This is a genomic window from Nonomuraea montanisoli (genome assembly GCF_013363975.1).
GTDB classification, from domain to species: Bacteria; Actinomycetota; Actinomycetes; order Streptosporangiales; family Streptosporangiaceae; genus Nonomuraea; species Nonomuraea montanisoli.
Genome location: NZ_JABWGN010000006.1, coordinates 548,743 through 564,366, shown reverse-complemented (window position 1 = coordinate 564,366; position 15,624 = coordinate 548,743). Strand labels below are relative to the sequence as shown.

Here is a 15,624-nt window from a genome sequence, read left to right as displayed (position 1 = left end):
CCGCGGTGCGGTGCGGGGTCGTATGGGGCCGGCTGGAGCGGTCGTGCAAGCCCGCTTCGCCATGGTCGCGCCATCGACGTACCCACTTGTAGGCCGTGGGCCGGGAGATGCCCATCTCGGCGGCCACGTGCGCGACCGGGCGGCCGGACAGGACGCGGTGAACGAGCAGACGGCGACCATGAACGGTCAGCCGGGCGTTACGGTGGGACACGAGGCCTCCGTGTGTGCTGCAGATTCGACACCTACACCACACCGGAGGCCTCTCCTATGATCAACCCCCACTGTTAACAACGCCCGTGATCAATACAGCTAGCCGTTCATGAGCTGGGCGAGGCGGTCCCAGGCCGGGGATGAGGCTCCGGGCTGGGACTGCGCGGCCAGCCGGGCGATGGCGGGGTTGGGGACGGGGCGGGTCTCGGAGCAGGTGTGGTGGTCGGCGAACCAGGTCCGGGTACGGTCCGCGAGGGCGGGAAGGCGGGGATCGTCCGGGGACCAGTCGTAGGCGGCGTCGTGGTCGAGGTAGAGGGCGCGGAACTCGGGATCGGCCAGGAGCCCACGTTTTTCGGCGATCCACAGGGCGGCGTCCTCGGGTGAGGCGGTCTGCATGAGGATCCAGCCGTCGCGTTCGAGGTGGATCTGGCGCTCGCTGACGCCGAGCCGGCGCAGGTCGTCGAGGTAGTCGGCGACCTGCGGGGAGACGAAGAGCCGGTCGCCGCCGCGCAGCTGGGCGAGTTGCTCGCGGGTTCGCTGCAGCTGCGCGATGCGGTCCTCGAGGGCGTGGTCGATCTCCGCGATGGATGCCGTGAGCGCGTCCGGGTCGGCGTCGAGAAGGTCCTTGACGCGGGCCAGTGGCACGCCCGCGTGGGCCAAGGTCCTGATCTTGACGAGCTTGACGGCGTGCTCGGCGGTGTAGCGCCGGTAGCCGGAGGAGTCGCGGCCGGGCTCGGTGAGCAGGCCGCGCTCGTGATAGTGGCGGATGGCCTTGGTGGTCACTCCGGCGTAGTCCGCGAGCTGGCCAATCGTGATCATGTTGGACATCCTTCCACCCGGCGGGTCGTACGGAACGGTCAGGCCCGGCGGGTCAGGCGGCCGCCGCCGTTGCGGAAGCGCGCCTGGCCGTCGCGGACGTCGTGGTAGGAGACGAGCAGCAGTCGCAGGTATCCGTCGAACATCTCCAGCGGGTATCCGGCGGGCGCGAACAGGCCCGGCCGGATGGGCACGTAGCGCTGCGGCGGGGCGGAGGTCGTGCCGCCGGCGAACTCGGTGAAGATCCGCTCCTGCGACTCGTCCGCCGGTTCGTAGGTCGTCCGCTCCTCGAGCCGGCCATCGACGATGCTGACCTCGATGCGGAGCTGGTTGGAGCGGTAGGTGCCCACGTACGGGGTGAGGTTGACGTCCTCCGGCTCGGTGATCAGCGTGGGGATCCGGACGCCGAGGTGCTCGCTCAGCAGCCACCGCAGGAGCTGGTCGTGCAGCATGATCGCGCCGGGGTTGTTGCCGAAGGCGGTGAAGACCAGGTCGTGCTCGGGCACGACGCACAGGATGGACACGCCGCCGGGCGACGCGCCGGACATGGCGAGCACGGTGGTGTCGCCGAACGGGTACAGCACCCAGCCCATGCCCATCGGCGGGGTGTTCGGGCTCTCCATGTCGTACGCGACCTGCCGCATCAGGGCGGTCGACTCGGCCGACAGGACGCGGACGCCGGAGGGGGAGACACCGCCCGCGAGGTGGGTGCGTCCGAAGGCGAGCAGGTCGGCGACGGAGCCGATCGGCGTGCCGCCGGCCGGTCCCCAGGTGTCGGGCAGGGTGAACATGGTCGTGGGCTTGGCCGTCATGGTCTCGGGGTCCAGGAAGTGGCCGACCGCCGTGCTGCGCAGGATGGCCTGCTCGGCCGAGGTGCCGGAGTCCTTCATGCCGACCGGGCCGTAGATCTCGTGGGCGAGCAGGTCGTGGAAGGGCAGGCCGGTGACCACCTCCAGCAGCCGGCCCGCGACGATCATGCCGCCGTTGGAGTAGCTGAGCTGCTCGTCGGGCTCGAACAGGGTGCCGCAGTTGCTCGCGAGACCGTCGACGTAGGTCTTCAGGGCGTCGCGGCCCTTGGCGTCGGGGAAGTACAGGTCCGCGTCGATGCCGTTGGTGTGGGAGATCAGGTGCCGGACCAGGAGCTTGTCCGCCGCGCCCGGCGAGTCCAGGGCGAAGTCGGGAAGGTACTTCACCACCGGCGCGTCGAGGTCCAGCAGTCCGCGTTCGACCTGCCGCAGGACCAGCGTGGTGGTCATGACCTTGGTGACGGAGCCGAAGAGGAAGCCGGTGTCGTCGAGCATCGGCGCGCCGGTGGCGACGTTCGCGGTGCCGTGGGCGACGACGATCTGCTCGCCGGCGTGGTGGACGCCGGCGACGAACCCTGGAATGTTGTCGGACTCGCAGGAGGCGGCGATCTGGTCGCGGATCCGGGCTTCGACGGTGCGCAGTGCGTTGGTGTTCATGCGGAGCATCGTCGAGCCTTGCCCCTGGGGCAAGGTCAAGCCGGATCCCGGCGACTCGGGGGCCCGGTCAGGCTTCTTCCGGCGACTCGGGCCAGCCGGATGCGAGCAGGTCGAAGATGGCGTTCAGCGCGGCCAGGGGGTCGGGTTCCGCGCCCGCGAGCTCGGGGATCTCCAGGACGTAGCGGGCGAGAGCGCGGACGGTCATGTCGGACGTATCGCGGCCGCTCTCGGCGGCGATCGCCTCGGCCAGGGCTCCCTCACTGGCTATCCAGAGCTTGCGTGAGTATTCCCGCAGGGCGGGCGTGCTGACGATCAGGTCGCGCTTGCGCCGCAGTTCGGGCGGGAGATCGTCGGTGAACGGTCCCCGGGCCGCCATGCTGCGGCGCAGGGCCTCCAGCACCGGCTGGCCGGAGGGCCGGTCGCGGAGCGCGGCGACCAGCCAGACATGCCGCTCGGCGCCGTCGTCGAAGATCAGGGCTTCCTTGCCGTCCGGCACGTGCGCGAACAGGGTGGCTATGGAGACGTCCGCCTCGTCCGCGATCTGAGCGACGGTGACGCCGTCGTACCCGTGCTCGCCGAACAGCCGCAGCGCGGCCTCCGACAACGCCCTGCGGGTCTGTGCCTTCTTGCGCTCGCGGCGCCCCATCGTCGTCGCCATGTCCTCATCGTACCGAACCTGGAACGCATCTGAATCTATAGTGATTATAGTTTCTGAGTCAGTTCAGATTTGTTTCGCGTGGAGGTACGTCATGGCAACCCCCGCGACCGTCGGCCCCCCGGCGACCGGGTCCCCCCGGCGCATGTGGGCGATCCTGGGGTTGGTGCTGCTCGCCGACGCCCTCGACATGATCGATGCCACGGTCACCAACATCGCCGCGCCCACGATCACCGCCGAACTGCACGGCGGCGAGGGCCTGATCAAGTGGCTCGGGTCGGCCTACATGCTCGCCATGGGCGTCCTGCTCGTGGTCGGCGGGCGACTGGGCGACAAGTACGGCCAGCGCAGGCTGTTCCTCATCGGCATGAGCGGCTTCACGATCGCCTCGGCCGTGGCGGGACTCTCGCCCGACCCCGCCCTGCTGATCCTCGCCCGCGGCGCACAGGGCGCGTTCGGCGCGCTCCTGATCCCGCAAGGCATGGCGATCATGACCAAGACGTTCTCGCGCGACATGCTCACCAGGGCGTTCGCGCTGTTCGGGCCCCTGCTGGGGGCCGCCTCGGTCGGCGGTCCGATCCTGGCCGGGTTCGTCATCGACGCCGACCTCGCCGGGCTGTCGTGGCGCCCGATCTTCCTGGTCAACCTGGTGCTCGGCGGCCTCGGCCTCGTCCTGGCCGTCCGGCTGCTGCCGTCCGACGACGGCGACGCGTCCACCGGCGTGGACGGGGTGGGCTCCTGGCTGCTCGCCGCCGCCATGTTCGGCCTGCTCCTCGGGCTGGTCGAGGGGTCGGGCGACGGCTGGACCGCCGTCCCGATCCTCTCGGTCGCCGCCGGCCTGGTGTTCCTGGCCGCCTTCGCCCGCCGGCAGAGCACCGCCACCGATCCGCTGCTCAAGCCGTCCCTGCTGCGCAACCGCGGCTTCGGCTCCGGCCTGCTCGTCGGGCTGATCGTCTTCGCCGCCACCACCGGTCTGGTCTACGTCCTGTCCCTGTTCCTGCAGCAAGGGCTGCACGCCTCGGCGCGGGACGCCTCCCTGGGGCTGCTGCCGATGACCGTCGGCATCATCGTGGCCTCGGCGGCATGCATGACGCTGATCAGGAAGCTGGGCCGCACCCTTGTCCTCCTCGGCCTGGCTGTCATCCTGGTCGGCTGCGGCTGGCTGCTCGCCCTGGTCACGGCCTCCGGCACGGACCTGAGCCTGTGGGCCCTCGCACCGGCCGTCTTCCTCACCGGCCTGGGGATGGGCGCCTGCTACGGCACGATCTTCGACGTCGCGATCGGCGACATCGACCCCGACGAGGCCGGCAGCGCCAGCGGCTCCCTGTCGGCGATCCAGCAACTGGCGGCCGGGATCGGCTCGGCCGCCGTCACCTCGATCTTCTTCCAGTCGGCCGGCTCCGGCCTCGGCCACGCCATGACGACCAGCCTCGTCGCCGTCGTGGCCCTCACCGCCGTCACCGTCCCGGCCGTGACCCTGATGCCCAGACGAGCACCCGAAGAACTCCAGCACTGACGCAGACCGTAAGGAGCCCGACCATGTCCTCCCTCCACCACCCGGCCCCCTGGAACGTACGACGCCCGCCGCGCGCCGAGGGCAAGAACGTCCTGGTCACCGGCGGCAACGCGGGCATCGGATACTTCGTCGCCGAACAGCTCGCCGGCACCGGCGCCACCGTCGTCCTCGCCTGCCGTGACACCGCCAGGGCCGAAGCCGCGAAGGTGTCGATCCGCGCCCGCGTCCCCGGCGCGCACGTCCGCCACATCCGCCTGGATCTCGCGGACCTCTCCTCGATCGAAGCCTCCGTGGACGCCCTGCGGCTGGACAGACTGGACGCGGTCGTCTGCAACGCCGGGGTGCTGCTCGACCAGCCGCCGCGGCGCGAGACGAGCGAGGGCCACGAGCTGATGTTCGCCACCAACCATCTGGGGCACTACGTGCTGATCTCGTGGCTCGCGCCCCTGCTGGCGGCCGCACCCGCGAGCCGCGTCGTCACCACCGGCAGCTTCACGGCCAAGTCCGAGAGCCTGGACCTCGACGATCTCCAGAGCACCCGCGACTACCGGCCGAAGCGCACCTACGCACGGTCCAAACTCGCGCAGATGCTCTTCGGCTTCGAACTCGACCGCCGCCTGCGCGCCGCCGGCAGCACGACGCTGAGCGTGATCACCCACCCCGGCGGCGCGCTCGACTCCCTCACCCCCTCGCGCCCGCCGGTCCGCCTCCGGACCACCGGCGAACGACTGCGCGGCCTGCCGGCCGGCCTCCTCCTGCAGGGCAAGGAGGCCGCCGCCTGGCCCGCCGTGCGGGCCGTCCTCGACCCGTCCGTACGCGGCGGCCAGCTCTGGGGACCTCGGGTGTTCGGCATCCGCGGCCTGCCCGCTCTCGAACCCGTCCAGGGTCACCTGGCCGACACCGCACTCGCGGCGCGCCTGTGGACCGCCACCGCCGCCCTGACCGGCCTCGATCCGAGCTCGACCCTCAGGTGAGCCGACGGTCGATCGGGTTCACCGCCGGGTCCCGCCGTGAGAGTCGGCGCGTACGTGCAACCGCACCCCTTGCAGGCCGAACAGGATGAGAAGCTCGACCACGCCGCCGTCGGCGCTGCCCAGCCAGTGCGGCAAGGACGTGTCGAACTCGGCCGCCTCGCCGGGCGGCAACGTCAGGTCCCGCTCACCGAGCACGAGCCGCAGGCGACCGTTGAGCACGTACAGCCATTCGAAGCCCTCGTGAGTCTGCGGGGTCGGTTCGAGCGGCCGCGGCTGGGCGGGGATGATCATCTTGAACGCGTGCACCCCGCCCGGCCGCCGGGACAGGGGGATGAAGGTCATCCCGAACCGGCTGATCGGCTTGACGTGGATCCGGGGGTCGCCGGTGCGCGGGGCGCCGACGAGATCGTCCAGCGGAACGTCGTAGGTCCGGGCCAGCGGCAGCAGCAGCTCCAGGGTCGCCCGGCGCTGCCCGCTCTCCAGCCGGGACAGCGTGCTCTCCGACACCCCGGTCGTCGCCGCGAGGGCGGCGAGGGTGATGCCGCGGTCACGACGCAGCGCACGCAGCCTCGGCCCCACCGCGTCCAGCACGTCGTCCGTCTCACGATCCACGGGGCCATCTTGCCAGAACCGCAAGATTTCGTGCCAGATCGTGGTGCTCCTGGCGAGACTGAGCGCACATCGACGGAAGGAGCCTTGATGAGCACCACCGAAGCGGGCACGTTCTGGGACGGCGTCTACGCGAGCCGCCCGGCCGCCGCCGACCCGCGGCCGAACCCGCGCCTCACCGAGACGGTGACGAGCCTGCCGCCCGGCGACGCGCTGGACCTCGGATGCGGCGACGGCGGCGACGCGCTGTGGCTCGCCGGCCAGGGGTGGCACGTCACCGCCGTCGACATCTCGGCCGTGGCGGTCGAACGGCTCGCCGCCCTCGCCCGTTCACGCGGCCTGGGCGACGGGATCGTCGCCGTGCGCCACGACGTGCACGCGTCCTTCCCGCGGGGCGGATTCGACCTGATCAGTGCCCACTACCTGCACACCCCCCACGACCTGGACCGGGCAACGGTCCTGCGCTCCGCCGCGGGCGCACTGCGCCCGGGCGGGCGGCTGCTGGTCGTCGACCACGGCTCGGCCGCGCCGTGGTCGTGGAACCAGGACCCCGAAGCCCGGTATCCGAGCCCGCAGGAGGTCGCCGCAGGACTCGCCCTCGACCCGGCGACCTGGACGGTCGAGCGGGCCGACACGCCCCGCCGGATCGCGACCGGACCGGACGGCCGCACCGCCGAGGTCACCGACCACGTCCTCCTCATCCGGCGCACCGCCTGACCCGGCGACCGGAACCCCTCCCGACGAAGGAAGGAAACCGCTGTGCCCAGCACTGCGCGCCGCGGCCCCCGCGGCGACACCCCGCCGCCCCGGACCGGCGGCGACGAGACCGAGACCCTGCGCGCGTTCCTCGACTACCTCCGGGCCTCGGTCGCCGCGAAGGTCGAGGGCGCCCCCGAACGCCAGGCGCGAGCGGCCGCGGTGCCGTCGGGCACCAACCTGCTCGGCCTGCTCAACCACTTGACGTTCGTCGAACGCTCGATGTTCCTCGGGGACGACGTCACCGACTGGCAGGCGACGTTCCATGCCGCGCCGGCGGACGGCGTGGCCGACGTCGTCGCCCGCTACCGGGAGACGGTCGAGCGCGCGAACGCACTGCTCGACGGGTGCACCGATCCCGGCGCACCGGTCCCTCGGCCGCGACCGGGACGCCCCGCCCCCAGCGTCCGCTGGGCCCTCACCCACATGATCGAGGAGACCGGCCGTCACGCCGGCCACGCGGACATCCTCCGCGAACTCATCGACGGCGCGACCGGGCGCTGACCCACCTTCCCCCTATCTACTCCGGACAGGACTCCATGATCACCGCAATTCTTCCGTCGTCGCGCCGCTTCCTGCGATCCGCGCACCTGGTGGCGGCCGCGACGCTCACCCTCCTGCTCACGACCGGCACCGCGGCCTGTGCCACGCCGTCAGCCGCCGACGTTCCCTCCTACGCCGCCGCCACGCAGAAGGATCCCCGGTTCGGCAAGACCTTCCGGCACGAGTTCGCCGACGTCGACGGCGTCCGCATGCACTACGTGACCGGCGGCAGCGGCACGCCGGTGGTGCTGATCCACGGCTGGCCGCAGACCTGGTACGGCTGGTGGCCGATCATGCCGGAGCTGGCCAAGAAGCACACCGTCTACGCCGTGGACCTTCCCGGGCTGGGCGACAGCACCGGCTCACCGACCGGCTACGACAAAGCCACGCTGGCGCGATACGTGCACAAGCTGATCGCCGACCGGCTCGGGGTGCGTGACGCCCGGGTCGTCGGGCACGACTTCGGCGCCGCGGTGGCCTTCCAGTACGCCAGCCAGTTCCCCGCCGACACCGCCCGCCTCGGCTACCTCGACCTGCCGCTGCCCGGGCCCGCGATCGACGCGCGCACGTACCGCTCGCTGAGCTGGCACATCGCCTTCCACTCCCAGCGACGGGTCCCCGAGGCGGTCGTGGGCGACGACGTCCGTGAGTACCTGGCGCTGTTCTACCCCCAGGTCTCGTTCGGCGGCACGGCGTTCGGCGGCACCTCCGAGCGGTCGCCGTTCACCGACGCCGAGATCGACGAGTTCGCGCGGACCTATCGCCGGCCGGCGGTCCTGTCGGGCGGCTTCGAGCTCTACCGCGCCCTCGACAAGGACGTCCGCGACACCGCGGCGGCGGCGCCGGTCCGTGTCCCGACCCTGCTCATGGCCGCCCAGGGGCAGGTCAAGGCCATCCGGGCCACGGTGGCCCCGCGCCTGACCACGATCGTGCGCGCGGTGGACGTGCCGCGCGCGGGGCACTGGCTCGTCGAGGAGAATCCGCGGTTCGTCGCCGCGGAGCTGGCGCGCTTCCTCGACGGATGAGTCCGGTTCGTCCGGGACCGGAGGTCCTTCAGCGTGCTCCCTGATGGGTGCGGAGGGGTCGGAAGGCGTCCCTGATCTCGGAGACCAGCAGATCCGGCTGTTCCAGACCGGGGAAGTGGCCGCCGCGGTCCAGCTCGTGCCATGACCGCAGGTCGTGGTACCGGCGCTCCGCCCAGCGCCGGGCGGTCGGCCACGGCTCGGCCGGGAACAGCGAACAGGCGGTGGGCACCGTCACCGGCTGCGCGTTCTCCTCCTCGGCGCTGCGCGGCACCCACCGGATGGCCTCCCAGTACCAGCGAGCGCTGGAGGCGCCGGTCCCGGTCAGCCAGTACAGGGCGATGTCGTCCACCTGCTGCGACAGGCTCACCCCGCCGCCGGCCTCCGGCCGGGTGTCGGAGTAGGCGGCGAACTTCTCGCCGAGCCACGCCGCCAGGCCGGCGGGGGAGTCGAGCAGGGAGTAGCCGAGCGTCTGCGGGCGGGTGTTCATGATCATCCCGAATCCGTATCCGTCCGCGAGATGCAGGTCGCGCCGCTCCAGCATGCGTCGTTCCGCCGGGTCCGGCGAGATCCGGTCGTCCGGCAGGGGAGAGGCGAGCGGCATCGTCAGATGCAGGCCGGCGACGCGCTCGGGCGCCAGGCGCGCCAGTTCGGTGCTGACGAACGCGCCCCAGTCCCCGCCGTGCGCGCCGAACCGCTCGTAGCCGAGCACGGTCATCAGCTCGGCCCACGCCCGCGCCGTGCGGCCGGGGTTCCAGCCGCGCTCGCGGGGACGCTCGCTGAACCCGAACCCCGGCAGGGCCGGGACGACGAGATGGAAGGCGTCACTCGCGGAGCCGCCGTGGGCGACCGGGTCACTGAGCGGCCCGAGGAGGTTCTCGAACTCGAGGACGGAACCCGGCCAGCCGTGGGTCAGCACCAGGGGGAGCGCTGTGGGCTCGGGTGAGCGCACGTGCCAGAACGCGATACGCAGGCCGTCGAGCAGCACGCGGTAATGCGGAATCGTGTTCCACTGCTTCTCCCTGGCCCGCCAGTCGTGCTCCCGCCAGGTGTCCAGCAGCGTCCCCAGCCGCTCCAGCTCGATACCCTGCGTGGCGTCCGGCACCGTCTCCCGCTCGGGAAGCCGGACCCCGTCGAGCCGGGCCCGCAGGTCCGCCAGGTCGCGGTCGGGAATGCGCAGGGGAAAGGGCTCGATGTCAGGCGTTGTCACTGTGTTCTCCGACATGATCGAAACCCTAGGAACGAACCACCGCCGAATCCATGCCGGAGATTGCCGGGAAAACGGTCAGGAATTGCGGTAGGCCGAGGGACGGGTGCCGGTGTGCCGCAGGAAGGCCGTCGACAGGGCGCCGGGACTGGCGAAACCGCAGAGCGGCGCGATCTGGGCGATCGTGAGGTCGGTGTCCCGCAGCAGCCGTTGCGCCTTCTCGATCCGCAAGCGGATCAGGAACCGGTGGGGCGTCTCTCCTGTCGCTCTGCTGAACACGCGAACGAGGTGATAGACGCTCAGATACACCTCGTCCGCGATGTCGGCCAGGGTGAGCGGTTCGGCCAGCCGGTCACGCATGACGGCGATCGCCGCGCGGACGCGCGCGTCCTCCCGCGCCGGCGACCGCCGGGCGGGCAGCCGGGCATGGCGGGTGAGCAGGTGCACGGCCAGGAAGGCGGCCGCGGACTCGGCGTACAGGTCGCCGGTCTCGTCCGCGGCGCCGACCGCGCGGACGGTCTCCTCGATCAGCGGATCTCCGGCGGCGACGGACGCGGCCATGCTCGCGTAGTCCACCGCGCGGCCACCGAGCTGCTCCGCGGTCCGTTCGACGGTGCGGCGCGGGATGTGGAGCTGCACGCTGCGTAAGGGGCCGTCCGCGCGATAGCGGCGGAGGGCCGGCCGGTCCGGGATGCCCAGTTCGAGCCGCCCCGGCGCCCAGGTGTGGCGGCTCCATCGCCCACCGGTCCGCGTCTCGATCACGGCCCGGCCTCCTACGGGCAGGATCAGGTGCAGGTCCGCCGTGGCCGGCAACTCCATGTCCTCGACCAGCGGGACGTGGTCGAACCGCTGCGCGAGCAAGGACTGCCAGCCGAGATCCTCCCAGCTGCAGCGCGTCCGCCGGACGTAGCGATCCATGTCGAAACCGGCATAGGGCTGGAGATCCAACTGAGCGGAGTCGAACACCATGCGACCGAGGCTAGCCGCATGGGCCGGAGATCAGGATGCCCCGGCGTCGCTCCGGGACCACCGGCCCGAGCCTCAGGACACGCCGCCGAGCGGGTCGGTCGTGTCCGTGGCGTGGGACGCCGGGCGCCGGTCGCGGCCGGGCGTGCTGGCCCAGCTCGCGAGGAGGCGGAGCTTGTCCTCGGAGTCACTGCCCGGTTCGGTGCCGTAGGCCACCAGGACGAGGCCGTCGGCGGCCAGGTCGAGGGATTCGTAGGTGAGGTGAAGGTCACCGACGACAGGGTGGTGGAAGGGCTTGGCGCCGAGGTGGTGCTGGCGGACGTCGTGACGGGCCCAGCGGGCGCGGAAGTCGTCGCTGCGGGTGGACAGCTCGCCGACGAGGTCGGTGAGGTCCTTGTCGTAGGGGTCGCGGCCGGCTTGGGCGTGCAGCAGGGCGACGGTGTCGTCGGCGGCGCGTTCCCAGTCGCCCCAGAACTGGTGGGAGCGCTGGTCGAGGAAGATGAACCGGGCGTGGTTGGGGGTGGCGCCGCGGGCCGCGTCGATCATGGGCGCGTACAGGGCGCGGCCGAGGGCGTTGGTGGCCAGGATGTCGCCGCGGCCGTTCATGACGAACGCCGGGGCGCCGGTCATGGCGTCCAGGAGCCGCTGCACCGAGGGCCGCACCTGGTTCGGGGCGGGACGGCGCCGCCGCCGCGGGCCGGGACCCGCGGCGCGGGCGAGATCCTCCAGGTGGGTGCGCTCGGCGTCGTTCAGCCGCAGCGCGCGGGCCAGAGCGTCGAGGACGTGGTCGGAGACCCCGGACAGGTCGCCGCGTTCCAGGCGGGAGTAGTACTCCACGCTCACTCCGGCGAGCTGGGCGACCTCGGAACGGCGCAGCCCGGGGACCCGGCGGGTGCCGTAGGAGGGCAGCCTGGCCTGCTGCGGGCTGATCCTGGCGCGCCGGGAGGTCAGGAACTCACGGATCTGACTGCGGTTGTCCACCTTCCCCAGGCTAGGCCGCCCGCCATCCCGGTGGGATGCCCTGTCAGTACACCTTTGACCAGCGCCTTCACTGGCAGAAGCCGTACTGTCCGCCGAGAGCGAGGCTTCGCCGCCGGCCCGGTCAGGTGCGGGTCCACTTCTGGTTGGCGCCGCCGTGGCAGGTCCAGATCTGGACCTTGGTGCCGTTGGCGGTGCCGGCGCCGGCCACGTCCAGGCACTTGTTCGCCCCGACGGCGGTGACGGTGCCGTCGGTGTTGAGGCGCCACTTCTGGTTGTTCTGGCCGTTGCAGTCCCAGATGATCACCGCGGTGCCGTCCGCCGTGGCCGCGCCGTTCACGTCCAGGCACTTGCCACTGGACGTCCGCAGCTCGCCGGAGCCGGTGGAGGTCCACTGCTGGCCGGACTGGCCGTTGCAGTCCCAGATCTGCGCCTGCGAGGCGCCGCTGACGTCCAGGCACCGGCCCGACCCCACGCCCTGAAGCGTCTGCGCCGCCGGTGGAGCGCCCGGGGGCAGGAGGGTGATGGTGAAGCTGTCGTCGGCGCTGACGTGCGGGAGGTTGACCGTCGTGCCGGTGCCGGACAAGGTGACGGTGGAGTCCTGCACGGTGACCGGGCCGGAGACCGCGCCGCCTCCGTTGTACGGGATGCGCTGGGTGACCACCCGCACCTGGTTGTTCCGCACGACGCCGCTGGTGGCGTCCAGGCGCTGCAGGTCGACGGCGACGTTGCCCGTCGTGCTGCCGCCGCCGACCAGGATCTTGGCGTTCCCGTCGGCCTTGGTCGCGAACGCGTCGTAGGACCTGCTGGGGGTGACGGAGACGATCTGGCCGGTCTGCGTCCCGTAGAAGCGGTGGACCCACCACTCGCCCTTGGGCTGGTACCGGCCCGCCGAGTCGCGGATCAGCAGATTGGCGAGATCGTCGTGCAGGTTCGCGCCGCCCGCCCAGTTGGCGCGCAAGCCGTCCGCGCCGGCCCGCTCCAGACGTGCGATGTACCAGGATCCGTCACCCGGGTTCTGCTCGTTGGCGGCGCCGTACTCGTTGATCTGGTACGGCCGCGGATGGGGGATACCGCGGGAGCCGAGCGTGTTGTCGGCCGTGGCGGCGTTCGCCACCGGGTCGCCAGGCAGTGCGTGCCAGCTGACGATGTCGGGGACCGCGTCGTTGGCCTTGACGTAGTCGAGGTACTGGGTCCACCAGCCGCCCGTCGCCGGTACGCAGGCGCAGCTCGGCCCGACGATCAGGTGCGTCGGGAAGGCGGCCCGGATGCGCTGATGCGCACGCTTCCACATGGCGAAGTACTGCGACTGCGGACGGTTCCAGAACAGGGTGATGTTGGGTTCGTTCCAGAGGTCCCACTCCACCGGGACGCCGGTGGACCGCACGTCGTTGATGAGGCGGGTGAGGAAGGCGTCGTAGTCGCTCCAGTCGCCGTTGTCGCCCGGGAAGCGCGAGATCGGATAGCCGTCGGCGCCCCACAGGTCGTGGACCAGCAGGACGAACTCGCCGCCCAGCGCTCTCGTGCGCAGCAGTTGCGCTCGGGTGGCGTTCCACCGGCGGTCGTACCTGCCCGACACCCAGCCGCCGGGGCTGTCGAGCTGCGCCCCGCCGGCCCGCATCGAGCGGAACTTCACCTCCGTGAAGAAGTGGTCCGGGGGGTTGGCCGCGTTCTCGGTCATCCCGTAGATCCACCCGGAGGCCCGGTAGGTGGGGGACCCGCCCGCGGCGGAGAAGTTCACGCTGATCGACTCGTCCGCGGCCTGAGCCGGCCCGGCGGGCGAGAGGACGGCTGCGATGACGAGCGCACCGATGGACAGCAGCGCTGCCAGGCGGCGACGGCGTCCGCGCCGCCGGTTACCCGAGGTGTCCATTCACACTCCTTCGACAGAACGGGCTAGGGGCGGGTCCACTTCTGGTTGGCGCCGCCGTGGCAGGTCCAGATCTGGACCTTGGTGCCGTTGGCGGTGCCGGCGCCGGCCACGTCGAGGCACTTGTTCGCCCCGACGGCGGTGATGGTGCCGTCGGCGTTGAGGCGCCACTTCTGGTTGTTCTGGCCGTTGCAGTCCCAGATGATCACCGCGGTGCCGTCGGCGGTGCCGGCGCCGTTGACGTCCAGGCACTTGCCGCCGTACACGCGCAGCTCACCGGAGCTCGTGGAGGTCCACTGCTGGTTGGACTGGCCGTTGCAGTCCCACAGCGCCACCTGGGTGCCGTTCGTCTGGGAAAGGGATGGGACGTCCAGGCACCTGCCGGCGTTGACGTTGCGCAGGGCGCCGTTCGCCCCAGAGGGCACCTTGATCGGCCCGTTGAAGGTCAGCTTCACCACGTAGGCCAGAGCGGAGTACGGCTGGCCGGGCAGCGTGATGTGCAGGCCGCCGGCGTCCTGGGCGCGCGTCGGCAGGTCGATGTACGTGCCGGCGGCGTCGCCGATCAGCTCGGTCCTGCTCAGGTTGGACAGGTCCACCCTGCCGCTCGCCAGGGACGCGAGGTCGAGGGTGGCGCCGTTGCCGGGCCACCCGAGCACGGTCGCGTACAGGACGGTGTTGTCCTTGCTGCGGGTGTAGCGGATGTCCTTGGCCGTTCCGGGACGCGGGGTGGTGAACGAGCCGCCGCCCATCTTGGTGGGACCTTCGCCGTAGACGGTCCAGGCTCGGGTGGAGTAGATCGACTCGCCGTTGCGCCGGAGATGGGTCCCGATGGCGTGCAGGATGTCCCGCTGGCCCTGCGGGATGGTGCCGTCGATCATGGGGGAGACGTTGAGCAGCATGTTGCCGTTCTTGCTCACCCGGTCGATCAGCGAGTGGAGCATCGCGGGGGCGCTGTAGTAGCCGATCCCGTTGGTGTAGGACCAGCTCGAGCTGCTGATGGCGTCGTCGGTCAGCCAGTACGGGTACTGGATGTCGGCGGGGCCGCCGCGCTCGTAGTCGAAGACCTCGCCCTTGTTGGTGAAGCCGTCCTTGTAGGTGGCGACGACCTCCTTGCCCCACGCGTTGGCCTGGTTGTAGTAGTACGACAGGAAGTCGAGCCGCCTGGACTCGTCGACGCGGCTGAGGTTGAAGTCCTGCCAGAGGATGTCGGGCCGGGCCTTGTCGACGACCTCCTTCAGCTTGTCGTACCAGAGCTGGTTCTGCGCGGCCGGGCCGAGCTGTCCGTAGAGCTTCTTCAGCGACGTGGTCGGCTGCGCCGGCACGCGGTCGTAGTAGCCGGTGAAGTTGTACGCGTGGTGCATCGCGACCAGCAGCTTCATGTTCTTGGCGCGGATCGCGTCGGCGAAGATCCGCAGCAGGTCCAGCTTGGGGCCTCGGCCGACCGAGTTCCACTCGTTGACCTGGCTGTCCCACATGGAGAAGCCGTCGTGGTGCTCGGCGACCGGGCCGGCGAACCTGGCCCCGGAGTCGGCGAAGAGCTGGGCCCACTCGTCCGGGTCGAAGGTGCCGCCCGCGGACTTGAGCTTGGGCGCGAACTGGACCCGGTTGCCGGCCTTGTCGCGCGCGCCGTCGATGAAGTTGTGGTACGGCCACGCCGCGGGATCGCCGTAGACGTTCCTGTGGTGGTTGTTCTCCGCGGAGCCGCCGACGTACATGTTGCGCGGGTACCACTCGCTGCCGAAGGCCGGTGTGGCGAAGGCGCCCCAGTGGAAGTAGATGCCGAACTTCGCGTCCTGGAACCATTCCGGCGCGGCCGGATGCTGGTCCACCGACGCCCACGTCGGCTCGTAGACGGCGGGGGCGGCTGTGGCGGTGCCGGTCAGGGCGGGCGCCGTGAGGAGGGCCCCGGCGAGCAGGGGGACGCCGGCGAGGGCGGTGCGTCTGCGCAGTGCCGACAGCTTGGTGGGGGGCACGCTGTCTCCTGATGTTGACCGTCGTATCGATTCGATCGGGTTTCGATCGGGTGAGGAGAGGGATCC

The 15,624-nt window shown here is 71.2% G+C and carries 15 protein-coding genes; 5 read left to right on the top strand and 10 right to left on the bottom strand.

The features are described 5' to 3' along the window. The 4 genes from HTZ77_RS18290 to HTZ77_RS18275 all read right to left on the bottom strand — a co-directional run. Positions 1-211, bottom strand: a 211-nt coding sequence (locus HTZ77_RS18290; RefSeq protein ID WP_175588630.1) for a helix-turn-helix domain-containing protein, incomplete at its 3' end; no start/stop codon positions are given. Positions 212-309: 98 nt separating this feature from the next. Further along, a complete protein-coding gene (locus HTZ77_RS18285; RefSeq protein WP_175590785.1) occupies positions 310-1,029 on the bottom strand; it encodes a MerR family transcriptional regulator in 720 nt (239 codons plus the stop codon). Positions 1,030-1,067: 38 nt separating this feature from the next. Beyond that, positions 1,068-2,489 (bottom strand): serine hydrolase domain-containing protein, encoded by a 1,422-nt coding sequence (locus tag HTZ77_RS18280; RefSeq protein WP_205302766.1) that lies wholly within the window; start codon positions 2,487-2,489, stop codon positions 1,068-1,070. Between the two features lie 67 nt (positions 2,490-2,556). Beyond that, positions 2,557-3,147 carry a TetR/AcrR family transcriptional regulator gene (locus HTZ77_RS18275; protein ID WP_175590783.1) on the bottom strand — a complete coding sequence of 197 codons (591 nt, stop codon included), beginning with the start codon at positions 3,145-3,147 and terminating at the stop codon, positions 2,557-2,559. Positions 3,148-3,238: 91 nt separating this feature from the next. Between HTZ77_RS18275 and HTZ77_RS18270 the strand changes: the two genes are divergently transcribed. Beyond that, positions 3,239-4,660, top strand: coding sequence for an MFS transporter (locus tag HTZ77_RS18270; protein ID WP_205302765.1), 1,422 nt, complete (start codon positions 3,239-3,241; stop codon positions 4,658-4,660). 23 nt (positions 4,661-4,683) lie between these two features. Beyond that, on the top strand, positions 4,684-5,634 hold the full coding sequence (locus HTZ77_RS18265) for an SDR family NAD(P)-dependent oxidoreductase (protein ID WP_175590782.1): 951 nt from the start codon (positions 4,684-4,686) through the stop codon (positions 5,632-5,634). A gap of 18 nt (positions 5,635-5,652) precedes the next feature. Here HTZ77_RS18265 and HTZ77_RS18260 read toward each other — a convergent pair whose 3' ends face one another. Beyond that, the gene (locus tag HTZ77_RS18260) at positions 5,653-6,246 is read right to left on the bottom strand and encodes a helix-turn-helix domain-containing protein (RefSeq protein ID WP_175590781.1); all 594 of its coding nucleotides are present in this window, start codon (positions 6,244-6,246) and stop codon (positions 5,653-5,655) included. An 87-nt stretch (positions 6,247-6,333) separates the two neighbouring features. Between HTZ77_RS18260 and HTZ77_RS18255 the strand changes: the two genes are divergently transcribed. From HTZ77_RS18255 to HTZ77_RS18245, 3 genes are read left to right on the top strand one after another with little or no spacing between them, the layout of a single operon-like run. Next, the gene (locus tag HTZ77_RS18255) at positions 6,334-6,960 is read left to right on the top strand and encodes a class I SAM-dependent methyltransferase (protein ID WP_175590780.1); all 627 of its coding nucleotides are present in this window, start codon (positions 6,334-6,336) and stop codon (positions 6,958-6,960) included. 42 nt (positions 6,961-7,002) lie between these two features. Further along, positions 7,003-7,503 carry a DinB family protein gene (locus HTZ77_RS18250; RefSeq protein ID WP_175590779.1) on the top strand — a complete coding sequence of 167 codons (501 nt, stop codon included), beginning with the start codon at positions 7,003-7,005 and terminating at the stop codon, positions 7,501-7,503. 35 nt (positions 7,504-7,538) lie between these two features. After that, the gene (locus HTZ77_RS18245; protein WP_175590778.1) at positions 7,539-8,567 is read left to right on the top strand and encodes an alpha/beta fold hydrolase; all 1,029 of its coding nucleotides are present in this window, start codon (positions 7,539-7,541) and stop codon (positions 8,565-8,567) included. Positions 8,568-8,595: 28 nt separating this feature from the next. On the opposite strand, the gene HTZ77_RS18240 is transcribed toward HTZ77_RS18245, so the two are convergent. The 5 genes from HTZ77_RS18240 to HTZ77_RS18220 form a co-directional block, all read right to left on the bottom strand. Then, positions 8,596-9,789, bottom strand: coding sequence for an epoxide hydrolase family protein (locus tag HTZ77_RS18240; RefSeq protein WP_175590777.1), 1,194 nt, complete (start codon positions 9,787-9,789; stop codon positions 8,596-8,598). Between the two features lie 60 nt (positions 9,790-9,849). Continuing rightward, positions 9,850-10,740 carry an AraC family transcriptional regulator gene (locus tag HTZ77_RS18235; RefSeq protein ID WP_175590776.1) on the bottom strand — a complete coding sequence of 297 codons (891 nt, stop codon included), beginning with the start codon at positions 10,738-10,740 and terminating at the stop codon, positions 9,850-9,852. A gap of 72 nt (positions 10,741-10,812) precedes the next feature. Next, positions 10,813-11,718 (bottom strand): helix-turn-helix domain-containing protein, encoded by a 906-nt coding sequence (locus HTZ77_RS18230; protein ID WP_175590775.1) that lies wholly within the window; start codon positions 11,716-11,718, stop codon positions 10,813-10,815. Between the two features lie 121 nt (positions 11,719-11,839). Next, entirely contained in the window at positions 11,840-13,588 is a 1,749-nt protein-coding gene (locus tag HTZ77_RS18225; RefSeq protein ID WP_175590774.1) for an RICIN domain-containing protein, read from the bottom strand. A 23-nt stretch (positions 13,589-13,611) separates the two neighbouring features. Beyond that, positions 13,612-15,558: an alpha-L-fucosidase gene (locus tag HTZ77_RS18220; RefSeq protein WP_175590773.1), complete on the bottom strand. Its 1,947-nt coding sequence runs from the start codon at positions 15,556-15,558 to the stop codon at positions 13,612-13,614. Positions 15,559-15,624: the final 66 nt, after the last annotated feature.

What these genes read in the sequence shown, in the direction of transcription:
- HTZ77_RS18285 (WP_175590785.1), bottom strand. Translation starts at nt 1,029, where the DNA reads ATGATCACGATTGGCCAGCTCGCGGACTACGCCGGAGTGACCACCAAG.
- HTZ77_RS18280 (WP_205302766.1), bottom strand. Translation starts at nt 2,489, where the DNA reads ATGAACACCAACGCACTGCGCACCGTCGAAGCCCGGATCCGCGACCAG.
- HTZ77_RS18275 (WP_175590783.1), bottom strand. Translation starts at nt 3,147, where the DNA reads ATGGCGACGACGATGGGGCGCCGCGAGCGCAAGAAGGCACAGACCCGC.
- HTZ77_RS18270 (WP_205302765.1), top strand. Translation starts at nt 3,239, where the DNA reads ATGGCAACCCCCGCGACCGTCGGCCCCCCGGCGACCGGGTCCCCCCGG.
- HTZ77_RS18265 (WP_175590782.1), top strand. Translation starts at nt 4,684, where the DNA reads ATGTCCTCCCTCCACCACCCGGCCCCCTGGAACGTACGACGCCCGCCG.
- HTZ77_RS18255 (WP_175590780.1), top strand. Translation starts at nt 6,334, where the DNA reads ATGAGCACCACCGAAGCGGGCACGTTCTGGGACGGCGTCTACGCGAGC.
- HTZ77_RS18245 (WP_175590778.1), top strand. Translation starts at nt 7,539, where the DNA reads ATGATCACCGCAATTCTTCCGTCGTCGCGCCGCTTCCTGCGATCCGCG.
- HTZ77_RS18240 (WP_175590777.1), bottom strand. Translation starts at nt 9,789, where the DNA reads ATGTCGGAGAACACAGTGACAACGCCTGACATCGAGCCCTTTCCCCTG.
- HTZ77_RS18235 (WP_175590776.1), bottom strand. Translation starts at nt 10,740, where the DNA reads ATGGTGTTCGACTCCGCTCAGTTGGATCTCCAGCCCTATGCCGGTTTC.
- HTZ77_RS18225 (WP_175590774.1), bottom strand. Translation starts at nt 13,588, where the DNA reads ATGGACACCTCGGGTAACCGGCGGCGCGGACGCCGTCGCCGCCTGGCA.